The sequence below is a fragment of the Spongiibacter sp. UBA1325 genome (assembly GCF_002306875.1).
Taxonomy (GTDB): Bacteria; Pseudomonadota; Gammaproteobacteria; order Pseudomonadales; family Spongiibacteraceae; genus Spongiibacter; species Spongiibacter marinus.
The window spans coordinates 114,785-125,927 of the sequence record NZ_DBTD01000010.1 but is presented as its reverse complement, the minus strand read 5'-3'; the positions used below and the strand labels follow the sequence as shown (position 1 = coordinate 125,927).

Annotated in this window: 10 protein-coding genes; all 10 read left to right on the top strand. The window is 56.3% G+C overall.

Features of this window, described 5'->3' with window-relative positions; genetic code table 11:
• On the top strand, nt 1-2,474 hold a 2,474-nt coding region (locus B3K78_RS12580; protein WP_286695725.1), incomplete at its 5' end, for a FimV/HubP family polar landmark protein.
• A 2-nt stretch (nt 2,475-2,476) separates the two neighbouring features.
• Complete coding sequence (gene truA, locus B3K78_RS12575; RefSeq protein WP_239547683.1) at nt 2,477-3,364, top strand: tRNA pseudouridine(38-40) synthase TruA; 888 nt, start codon at nt 2,477-2,479, stop codon at nt 3,362-3,364.
• A 43-nt stretch (nt 3,365-3,407) separates the two neighbouring features.
• A complete protein-coding gene (locus B3K78_RS12570; protein WP_286695724.1) occupies nt 3,408-4,043 on the top strand; it encodes a phosphoribosylanthranilate isomerase in 636 nt (211 codons plus the stop codon).
• Complete coding sequence (trpB, locus tag B3K78_RS12565) at nt 4,044-5,267, top strand: tryptophan synthase subunit beta (RefSeq protein WP_286695723.1); 1,224 nt, start codon at nt 4,044-4,046, stop codon at nt 5,265-5,267.
• A gap of 12 nt (nt 5,268-5,279) precedes the next feature.
• Nucleotides 5,280-6,101 carry a tryptophan synthase subunit alpha gene (gene trpA, locus B3K78_RS12560; protein WP_286695722.1) on the top strand — a complete coding sequence of 274 codons (822 nt, stop codon included), beginning with the start codon at nt 5,280-5,282 and terminating at the stop codon, nt 6,099-6,101.
• A 50-nt stretch (nt 6,102-6,151) separates the two neighbouring features.
• A complete protein-coding gene (gene accD, locus B3K78_RS12555; RefSeq protein WP_027873910.1) occupies nt 6,152-7,024 on the top strand; it encodes an acetyl-CoA carboxylase, carboxyltransferase subunit beta in 873 nt (290 codons plus the stop codon).
• A 15-nt stretch (nt 7,025-7,039) separates the two neighbouring features.
• Nucleotides 7,040-8,332, top strand: coding sequence for a bifunctional tetrahydrofolate synthase/dihydrofolate synthase (folC, locus tag B3K78_RS12550; RefSeq protein ID WP_286695721.1), 1,293 nt, complete (start codon nt 7,040-7,042; stop codon nt 8,330-8,332).
• Nucleotides 8,333-8,424: 92 nt separating this feature from the next.
• Nucleotides 8,425-8,994: an SPOR domain-containing protein gene (locus tag B3K78_RS12545; protein WP_286695720.1), complete on the top strand. Its 570-nt coding sequence runs from the start codon at nt 8,425-8,427 to the stop codon at nt 8,992-8,994.
• Between the two features lie 66 nt (nt 8,995-9,060).
• The gene (locus B3K78_RS12540) at nt 9,061-9,582 is read left to right on the top strand and encodes a CvpA family protein (protein WP_051171142.1); all 522 of its coding nucleotides are present in this window, start codon (nt 9,061-9,063) and stop codon (nt 9,580-9,582) included.
• Nucleotides 9,583-9,615: 33 nt separating this feature from the next.
• A complete protein-coding gene (gene purF, locus B3K78_RS12535; RefSeq protein ID WP_286695719.1) occupies nt 9,616-11,136 on the top strand; it encodes an amidophosphoribosyltransferase in 1,521 nt (506 codons plus the stop codon).
• Nucleotides 11,137-11,143 lie beyond the last annotated feature (7 nt).

Below are 11,143 nucleotides of genomic sequence, written 5' to 3'. Positions count from 1 at the left end.
ATACGATGTGGCAGGTGGCGGCAAAGCTTCGCCCTAGCGCCTTTGTAACAACCGAACAAACCATGATCGCGCTGCTGCGCAAAAATCCCGAAGCCTTCATAGGTAATAATATCAACCGCGTTAAGTCGGGTTATGTTCTCGAGATCCCCAGTGAGGATGAGATTAACGCGCTCGATCATGAAACAGCACTTCAGACAATTAGGCAGCAAGCGAAAGATTGGCGACAACGCCGGACTTCCAGTGCGGTTCCCGTAGACGCGGGTGCCGCGTCCGAGCAAAAGGCACCTCAACTCGACGCAACAAAAAAGGCAGAACAAACACCAGTTGATTCCGCGACCAGTGATGATGTGCGCTTTAGTATTGGCAGTGCGGGTGACACCGCGTCAAGTGAAGAGGTTGATGAGCTGCGTCGCCGACTGAGCGAAGAGCAAGAAGTGCTCGAACAAGTACAGCTTGAGAATGCCTCCATGGCGAGCCGTGTGCGAGAAATGGAGAAGCAAGTTGATACCTTGCAAAAGTTGATCGCACTCAAAAACCGCGAGTTGGCCGCGCTGCAGGCTGGCCTGGCGGCCAACTCTGCTGATGCGACAGAGGAAGCTAACGCCATCTCAGCGGAAATTGCCGAGGTAGAAGCCAGCCTTGAGGAAGACCAGCGTGCTTTGGAAGAGCGCGAGGCTGAGATTACGGCGGCGGCGCGCAATGCCCTGAATGCGACTGCCCCGAATGCGAATGAAGAGGGTGGTGACGCCGAACCTGCCGCTGATGCCGCCGACGTAGCGAGCGAAGCCGCAGAGTCAGTGCCCCCAATGTCTACCGAGCAGGAGCGCTCGCCAGCGCCGGCAGAGACGCCGTGGTACTTAGTGCCGCTATACCAATACGCCGCGGCAGGGCTGGGTGTATTGCTACTGCTTCTGTTGTTGGTGCGTCGCCGAGCTGGCGCCAACGATGATGCAGAGCCACAAATCGAACCACCACTTGCCGATGCCGGTGCGCTCAATAATCTGGATGCGCCCTCGGCTGACGAACTAGCGCCTGTCGATGAGCTTGATGAGCCGAGCGCTGAGGCTGACGCCGCGGCCGAAGAAATTGCCGGTGATTTCGATTTCGACAGTTTAAACGATGACTTCTCGGAGCAGCCCAGCAGCGAATCAGTGGAAGAGTCGGTGGAAGAGGCGGTTCAGCCGCAGACCGGCGACGCGATTTCAGAGGCTGAAATCTATGTGGCTTATGGTCGTTACGATCAGGCGGCGAGCTTACTGAAGAGTGCTATCGCCAATGAGCCGGAAAACACCGAGCTGCGTGTTAAGTTGCTTGATATCTATCTGGATACGCGCGACCGGGAGGCCTTCCTTGAGGCCTATCAGCAGCTAGAAATGCATGGCGATGCCGATGCGCTGGCGCGCGTTAAAGAGTCGATGTCTGCTATCGAGGGTGTTAGCGGTTGGTTAAGTGATGAGCCGTCGTCTGCGGCGTCCGAAGAGCTGGAATCTCTCGATAACCTGGATGAAGAGTTGGCCTTTCTGGACGGAGAAGATCAGCACGAAGATGATGGCAGCGAGGCCATAGACGAAGAGGTGGACGCTACGCCGATGCCGGAAGCTGACCCGATTTCGGCGGCGGGTGCTGAGGCGCTTTCTCTGGACGATGATTCCAGCACCGGCAGCGAAACGGCAGCTGACGAGCCGGTTTTGGAAGGGCTTGAGGACTTTGATTTTGCTTCCGATGATAGCCTCGACGTCGATGGTCGTGATGACGAGTTGGAATTGGATGCATTGTCGACAGAAGGCAGCGACCTGGAGCTGGACGACGATAGCTTTGAAGCCCTGGACGAGCTCGGTGACGCTGATCTAGACCTGAGCGAATTATCCGTTGGCGATGATGCCGTTGCAGAGAGCGACACGGTTGCAGAAGGTAATGATCTTGGTGCAGACCTCAGCGACTTTGACTTTAGTCTAGAAGACAGCGACCTCGGTGAGTCAATGTTGAGCACTGACGACAGCGAGCCCCAGCCGGAGGCGGCGGCAGAGGAATTGTCTGAATTGGATGATCTCGACGCCGCATTGGCGGACTTGGATGCCGAGGTAGAGGGTTTGTCGCTGGCTGAGGATGCCGGGGCAGACACCGAGGACCAGGCCATTGAAACCGTGGTCGATGCCGCCGACGCCGATGCTGATCAGGAGCCGCTAACGTCAACCGATGGCGTGGCGCTCGACGAAGCTCAGGGCGACGCCGACGAGGTCGGTGCGCTGAATTTGGATGACTTGGTTTTTGATGAATTCTCTGCTGATTCGGCCGAGGAGGACATGCCTGAGTTGTCAGACAGTGATGATATTGCGAACAAGCTGGATCTCGCCCGCGCGTTTATCGACATGGGCGACGAAGACGGTGCCCGGGATATTATTAATGAAGTGCTGGAGGCGGGTAGCGACGAACAGAAAGCGGCAGCCCAGGCATTAATGGAGCAGTTGAAGTAACATTGAGCACCCCTAGTTTCGAGCCGCAAGCATTCGAGCGCGCCGATACCGAAACGCTACCTGAAGGAACGCGCATAGCCATGGCGCTGGAATATCAAGGTGGCGCTTATCGGGGTTGGCAGAGCCAGGACAAGCCAAAGGTTGCAACCATTCAAGACGCGTTGGAGTCGGCCCTGTCTTCCGTTGCGGCTAGCCCGGTAACCGTGATTTGCGCGGGTAGGACCGATGCGGGCGTTCATGCCAGTCACCAAGTCGTTCATTTCGATGCCCCGGTGGGGCGCAGTGTTAAGGCGTGGCACGCGGGATGTAATGCCTTGCTTCCCACTGATATCGCTGTGCGTTGGGTGCGCCCTGTCGCCGGTGATTTTCATGCCCGTTTCTCCGCAACTGCACGCCGTTATCGCTATGTAATTCTGAATCAATTGCGGCGCTCCGCGCACTTGGTGGGCGGCGTTACTCATATCGATGTGCCATTAGACGAAGCGTTGATGCATCGAGAGGCGCAAGTGTTGGTGGGTGAACAGGACTTTAGCGCTTTTCGCGCGGCGTCCTGCCAGTCTCACAGCCCGATGCGCAATATCCATTACGTCAACGTAAGCCGCCACGGCCGATACGTTGTGATAGATATTCAGGGCAATGCCTTTCTTCACCACATGGTGCGCAATATCGCCGGCGTCTTGGTGGCGGTGGGGAGTGGTGCGCAGCCCGTTGGTTGGACCGCAGAGGTGCTTGCCAGTCGAGATCGCAGTCAAGGGGGCGTTACGGCTAAACCCCACGGCCTGTATCTTGTAGATGTGAATTACCCTTCCGAGTTTGACCTCCCTCAACTATCGCCAGGGCCGGAATTTATCCGCTCATTCGGTGCTGAATTTGCGGCAGACAGGCCGTAAATTTGCTAGTATTTCCAGCCTTTAATAGCTTGGCTGAATCTGAGTGTTTCGAACCCGCGTAAAAATTTGTGGCATTCGCCGGCTGGAAGATGCGCAAGCCGCTGTTAACGCCGGTGCAGACGCGTTGGGCTTTGTTTTTTATGAAAAGAGTCCACGATCAGTGAGCCCTGAACAGGCCGCTGACATCATTGCGCAATTGCCCGCCTTTGTTACCAGCGTTGGCTTGTTTGTCGACGCACCGATTGAGGTGTTGCGAGACACCTTGGCAGTGTGTCCACTCGATCTTGTGCAGTTCCATGGCGATGAGTCGCCGGCATTCTGTGAATCGCTGGGACACCCTTATATGCGCGCACTGCGAATGCGAGAAGGGATGGATGTGAGTGGTGTTGCCGCAAGTTACAGCGGCGCCCGAGCCATTCTGCTCGACAGCTATAAGCCGGGCGTTCCAGGCGGCACAGGCGAGGTCTTCGACTGGCAAAAGATTCCGACGCAAAGGGCGTTTCCGCTGCTGTTAGCCGGTGGCTTGAACAGTGAAAACGTCGGCGCGGCGATTGCGAGTTGTCGTCCTTGGGCGGTGGATGTCAGTGGCGGAGTGGAAAGTGCGCCCGGTGTTAAGTGCGCCGAGCGTATTCGGCAGTTTTTTCAAGCGGTCGCAGAAGCAGACCGACGGGAGTATTGAGTGAGTAAGCAGCAAGAGCACGTTGATTTTAGCCAGTTCCCCAATGCGGAGGGGCATTTCGGCCCTTATGGTGGCCGTTTTGTGTCGGAGACGCTGATTTTTGCCTTGGATGAACTTGCTGAGAATTACCAGCGCTTGAGCCAGGACCCTGAGTTTCGGGCGGAGTTCGATCGCGATCTTGCCTACTATGTAGGTCGACCATCACCGCTGTATCACGCTGAGCGCTGGTCTCGTGAAGTCGGCGGGGCGCAGATCTACCTGAAACGTGAGGACCTAAACCACACCGGGGCTCACAAAGTTAACAACACCATCGGTCAGGCCCTGCTTGCCAAGTACATGGGCAAAAAGCGCGTGATTGCGGAAACTGGCGCCGGCCAGCACGGTGTCGCCTCGGCTACCGTTGCGGCCCGTCTAGGCATGGAATGCCAGGTATTTATGGGCGAAGAGGATATTCGTCGTCAGGCGCTGAACGTGTATCGAATGAAGTTACTTGGTGCCGAAGTGATCTCGGTTAAATCGGGTTCACGCACGCTTAAAGACGCGATGAACGAAGCGATGCGCGACTGGGTTACTAATGTAGATGATACGTTTTACATTATCGGTACGGCGGCCGGCCCGCACCCTTATCCGATGCTGGTGCGCGACTTTCAATCGGTCATTGGTCGCGAAGCGCGTGAGCAACACCTGGAGCAGACCGGCAAACTGCCCGACGCCCTGGTCGCCTGTGTCGGCGGTGGGTCGAATGCCATTGGTTTGTTCCACCCCTTCCTCGATGATAAATCCGTGGCGATGTACGGCGTAGAAGCGGGTGGACACGGCGTTGCCACCGGTGAGCACGCTGCGCCGCTCAGCGATGGCACCCCGGGGGTATTACACGGCAACCGCACCTACTTGATGCAGGATGAAGCCGGGCAGATTATTCATACGCACTCAGTATCTGCCGGCTTGGATTACCCCGGTGTTGGCCCTGAGCACTCATGGTTGAAAGACATTGGCCGCGTTAATTACGTGGCAATTAACGACGATGAAGCGCTCGATGCCTTCCGTAAGCTCACCTTAGTTGAAGGTATTATGCCGGCACTGGAGTCCAGCCACGCCATCGCTTACGCGGAGAAGCTGGCCGCAACAATGCGCCCAGATCAAAGCATTGTGGTGAATTTATCCGGGCGCGGAGATAAGGATATTCATACGGTAGCCGGCATTGACGGCATTGGAATTGATTGACGGGGAAGGACATTGAGTCGTCTAGCGAAAGTATTTGAACAACTTGCCGAGCGCGGTGCTAAAGCCCTGGTGCCATATATTGTTGCGGGTGATCCTGCGCCGCAGCATACGGTCTCGCTGATGCATGCGCTGGTCGACAGCGGTGCAGACATTATTGAGCTGGGGGTACCATTTTCAGACCCCATGGCTGAGGGGCCTACCATTCAGCTGGCTCACGAGCGCGCGTTGGAACACCATGTGTCGCTCTCCCAAGTATTGGAGATGGTGACGGCGTTTCGCCAAACCAACGCGGACACCCCCGTGGTGTTGATGGGCTACACCAATCCGGTTGAGCACATGGGTTATTCGCAGTTTGCCGAGCGCGCCAAGCAGGCAGGCGTTGACGGGCTGCTCACTGTTGACATGCCCCCGGAGGAAGCCGGAGAAACCAGTCAGTTGTTGCGTGACGCTGGTATGGATAACATCTTTTTGCTAGCGCCAACGAGTAGCGATCAGCGCGTTGCGAAAGTGGCCGCTTTGGCGAGTGGCTACCTGTACTGCGTGTCCTTAAAGGGCGTCACTGGTGCGGGTCACTTAGACATAGTCAGCGTGCGTGAGCAAATGCAGCGCATTCGCCAGCATAGCGATCTTCCGGTAACCGTTGGTTTCGGTATTAAAGACGGTGAGTCTGCGTCGGCGATTGCGCCCTTGTGTGAGGGCGTTGTGGTCGGTAGTGCACTGGTGGACCGTCTTGCCAAATGGGATAACGCTGCAGATACTGACAAACAAATAGCGGAGGCGGTGTCACTGATCGCCGATATTCGCAAAGCCATAGATGCGGTAGCCGACGTTTGAAGCGGCGCCACAGTAAAAACTAAAAGCACGATAACAGACAGGAAATAACAATGAGCTGGGTTGATAAAATTCTGCCCTCAGGGGTGCGCCGTTCAGATCCTTCGGAAAAGCGGAAGTCGGGCGGTGTTGTTCCAGAAGGGTTGTGGAAGAAGTGTGTAAAGTGTGAGGCGGTGTTATACCGGCCTGAGCTTGAAGAAAATCAGGATGTATGTCCGAAGTGTGACCACCATATGCGCATTGGCGCCCGACGCCGGATCGCACTGTTTTTGGACGAGCAGGGTCGCGAAGAGATTCTCAGTGGCATCGAGCCTGTTGACCGCCTGAAGTTCAAAGACAAGAAAAAGTACAAAGACCGCCTCGCCGCGGCGCAGAAAAGCACGGGCGAAAAAGACGCTCTTATTGCCTATAAAGGCACAGTGAAAGACGTACCTGTTGTGACGGTGGCTTTCGAGTTTAATTTCCACGGTGGTTCGATGGGCTCGGCAGTGGGGGAGAAGTTCACCCAGGCTGCGAACATCGCCCTGCAAGAGCGCCGTCCGTTGGTGTGCTTTTCCGCATCTGGCGGAGCGCGCATGCAGGAAGCACTGATTTCTTTGATGCAAATGGCGAAGACCAGTGCCGTACTTGAGCGCCTCAAGCAAAATGGAGTGCCCTATATCTCGGTAATGACCGATCCAATTTATGGCGGTGTCTCTGCCAGTTTGGCACTGCTTGGCGACATCAATGTGGCAGAGCCGGGCGCTCGCGCTGGGTTTGCTGGGCCGAATATCATCGAGCAGACCATTCGTCAAAAACTCCCGCCGGGCTTCCAGCGCAGCGAGTTTTTGCTGGAACATGGCGCCATAGATATGATTGTTCGTCGTGCAGATATGCGCGACACCCTTGCCAGAGTGCTGGGTAACCTCACTTTCTACCAAAACTAAACAGGTAAGCGCCCCATGCGGTTTGTGCAGTTGCAAGACTGGTTGCAATGGATGGAGGCGCAGCACCCTCGCCAGATTGACCTCGGCCTAGACCGTGTTTCAGAGGTCTTTCAGCAAATGAATCTTGCGCTCACCATGCCGGTGATCACCGTCGCAGGTACCAATGGCAAAGGCTCCTGTGTGGCATTGTTGTCGGCAATATTGGAGGCAGAAGGTTACCGGGTGGGGGCCTATACCTCACCGCATTTACTGCGCTATAACGAGCGGGTTCGTATTGATGGTGAAGAGGTGGCAGATGCCGCCCTTGTACGAGCTTTCGACAAGGTCGACCGGGCTAGCGGCTCATTGTCGCTGAGCTTTTTCGAATTTGGCACCCTTGCTGCGCTGCAGCTTTTCTCCGACGCTCAGCTGGATGTCCTGATTCTTGAAGTCGGCTTAGGAGGGCGCTTGGACGCCGTCAATATTGTCGATGCCGATCTCGCTTTGATCAGCTCCGTGGATCTCGACCACGAGGCATGGTTGGGTAATGACAGAGAAACCATCGCTCGCGAGAAAGCCGGCATTGCCAGGGAGAACACACCGCTGATCTTCGGTGATCCGCGCAGCAGTGCGGCGGTCGTCGATATTGCGCAGCAACTTGATGCGCCGCTCTACGCTCGGGGCAGTGAGTTTTTCTTCGAAGAGGCCGCAGGTTGCTGGCATTGGCGGGGGCAGCGACGAGATGGCTCTGAGCGCTCGCTGCGATCACTACCGCTGCCGCCGGTGATGTTGGACAACGCGGCAGCAGTCCTGCAAGCTGTTTGTCTGTTTGAACTACCGGTCAGTGAAACGGCGATTCGAGAGGGCTTAGCGCAGGTTCACATCGCTGCCCGCGGGGAAGTGCTGCCCTTGCGTGAGCATGGTTTGCTGCTCGATGTTGCCCACAACCCAGCGGCCCTGTCGCGCTTGGCCAAGCAGTTGGCCGACATGCCCAACGGTGGCAAGTGCACAGCCGTGCTGGCGGTGATGGAAGATAAAAAAATAGCGGGGAGCTTGAGGGAGCTAAGCCCCTATATTGATCAGTGGTACTTGCCGGAATTACCTGGCATAGCGCGGGCGATGGCGCCAGCTGTGTTGGCGCGTCACTTGTTAAATGAAGGTGTTGATAGCGCTGCAGTACACACTGTTGGTGATGTTGCCAGCGCCTTACCTGCTATTCGGGCGACGCTGTGTGACAGGGACTGTTTGGTCGTATTCGGCTCGTTCTTTACCGTTTCGGCGGTTATGCAAGCGATGCCTGCTACCGCTTTTGTTGAGACTTTGCACTAATGATGAGACAGCGATTAGTTGGAACTTTGGTTTTGCTTTGTGGTGGTGTGATACTTTGGTCGCTACTCTTTACGGGGCCCGCCGAGTACAAATTGGATCGCAGTACACAAATCCCGCCGGCGCCGCGCATTGAGGCCCCCGAAGTCCAAGAGCCCCAGAAGCCCAAAGATATCCCCTCGGCGTTGGCGCCGATCGTTGAGCCGCAGCAAGTGCTCGAGCCCAGCGATGGTCGCTACAGTGGCGATGGTGTAAAAGCGGCAGCGGCGCTGCCAGAGCGACCGCCGGTATCGCAAAACGAAGTAACTAAAAAGAAAGTAGCGACCGATAGCCGACCAGCACCAACTACACCGGCTGCCAAACCAGCCGCGCCAACCGTTAGCAAAACACCGCCCGCTGAACCCAGTAAGGAAGCACGCGGCTTGCCTGTTGCCTGGGTGATTCAATGTGGCAGTTTTGGCCAGCAAAGTAACGCTGACAATCTTGTGCAGCGCCTGCGCAAGGGCGGCTATAAAGCTTACAGCGAGCCCTTGAAGCGCGGCGATAGAACGCTTTATCGGGTACTTGTTGGGCCGGCTCTGAGTCGTGAGCGCGCCGAGGCCTTGCAAGCGGAAATCAACCGCCGCTTCTCGCTGAAGTCGATACTCAGCCGCTTTGAAGGATAAACGCTTGGGCTGGGCTGCACAGCTTGGTAGAATTCGCCCCTTCACGGGTCGCTGGAGTCGCACGCGGTGCTGACGAGCTTTAATTGGGCTGATTGGGCCATCCTTGCTGTCGTCATTGTTTCTTCACTGATCAGCTTACTGCGCGGCTTTGTCCGCGAGGCGCTATCCCTTGTGTCATGGGCGGTCGCCTTTTTTATTGCCGTTGCATTCCACATGCAAATGGTCGAGGTGTTGGCACCTCTGGTCGATAAGCCGTACCTGCGCGATATTCTCGCTTACGTGCTGTTGTTCACGGGGGCGCTGGTACTGGGGAGCCTGGCGACTCACCTGATTGCCGAAGTCGTTAAACGCAGTGGTTTGAGCGGCACCGACCGGCTGTTGGGCATGATTTTTGGCACCACCAGAGGAATGATTGTGGTGCTTGCGGCCTTGGTGCTACTGCCGTCATTACTCACCGGCATTGAAAACGACCAATGGTGGCAGGAGTCGACACTGATTCCTGAGTTTCTATTGATGAGAGACTGGTCTGAACAAAGTTTTCACGATCTCGTCGGCTGGGTGTCCTCATTGTGGGATGCTCACCGCTAATTTAACCAATATGCAACAACGAGGTAAGGCTGCATGTGTGGTATCGCTGGCATCGTCGCCAAACGCAACGTCAATCAGGATCTCTATGATGCCCTGACTGTACTCCAGCATCGTGGCCAGGACGCTGCGGGCATCGTTACTTGCCAGGATGGCCGCCTGAACCAACGCAAGGGTAATGGCCTGGTGCGGGATGTTTTCCACACGCGGCATATGCAGCGCCTGGTGGGCACCATGGGGATTGCTCACGTGCGCTACCCAACAGCGGGCAGTTCAAGCCCGGCGCTGGCACAGCCGTTTTACGTGAATTCACCCTACGGCATTAGCCTGGCCCACAACGGTAACCTGACCAACTCTCAGCAACTGTCGCAAGAGTTATTCCAGTCGGACCTCCGCCACTTGAACACGGAGTCAGACTCGGAGGTTCTGCTGAATGTCTTTGCTCACGAGCTGCAAAAGTTGGGCAAACTGGTGCCGAGCGACGACGATATTTTCGCTGCGGTCGCGGGCGTACATAAACGCTGTCGTGGTGGCTATGCGGTAGTGGCAATGATCGCAAACTACGGCGTTGTTGGCTTTCGCGACCCCAACGGCATTCGCCCCCTGGTTTACGGTGTGCGTGAAACTGCACAGGGCAAGGAGTACATGCTCGCGTCGGAAAGCGTAGCTCTGGATGCCCTGGGTTTTCAGCTGGTGGCCGATGTTGCACCCGGCGAAGCCGTCTACATAAGTCACGCGGGCGAGATCACCGTTCGCCAATGCGCGGCGGAGACGCATTGCCGCCCCTGCATCTTTGAGCACGTATACTTTGCCCGACCTGACTCGATCATGGATGGCGTATCGGTGTACAAGTCGCGCCTTCGTCAGGGTGAGCGCCTGGCTGAGAAGGTTCTGCGCGAGCGCCCGGATCACGATATTGATGTTGTCGTACCCATTCCAGACTCCAGCCGTATCGCTGCCCAGTCCATGGCCTCGGTTCTCGGCGTTAAATTCCGTGAAGGCTTGGTGAAGAACCGCTATATCGGTCGTACGTTCATCATGCCGGGCCAGAGCGCGCGCAAGAAGTCGGTTAAACAGAAGCTCAACGCCATTGGCCTGGAATTCAAAGGCAAGAACGTGATGCTGGTAGACGACTCCATTGTGCGTGGTACCACCTGCCAGCAAATTATTGAAATGGCCAGAGATGCGGGTGCGCGGAAGGTGTATTTTGCCTCGGCTGCGCCACCGGTTCGTTACCCCAATGTTTACGGTATCGACATGCCATCGGCGCAGGAGCTGATCGCCAATGATCGCAGCGTTGAAGAGATCGAAAAGGAAATAGGGGCAGACTGGCTGCTGTATCAAGACCTGGATGACCTAGTGGAGTGTTCCGCAGAGGGCAACCCCAACATCGACGCCTTTGACTGCGCAGTATTCGACGGCAATTACGTCACGGGCGATGTCGACCAGGCCTATCTGGATAAATTGGCTGCCGATCGCAACGACAGTAAGCAAACTGCGCGTAACGCGGCGGTGGGCGATGGTGCCCTGGTAGGCTTACACAACGATGTGTCGTAGGGAGCGC

Coding starts and splice junctions, on each gene's coding strand:
- folC (WP_286695721.1), top strand. CDS start 7,040: ATGCGGTTTGTGCAGTTGCAAGACTGGTTGCAATGGATGGAGGCGCAG.
- accD (WP_027873910.1), top strand. CDS start 6,152: ATGAGCTGGGTTGATAAAATTCTGCCCTCAGGGGTGCGCCGTTCAGAT.
- purF (WP_286695719.1), top strand. CDS start 9,616: ATGTGTGGTATCGCTGGCATCGTCGCCAAACGCAACGTCAATCAGGAT.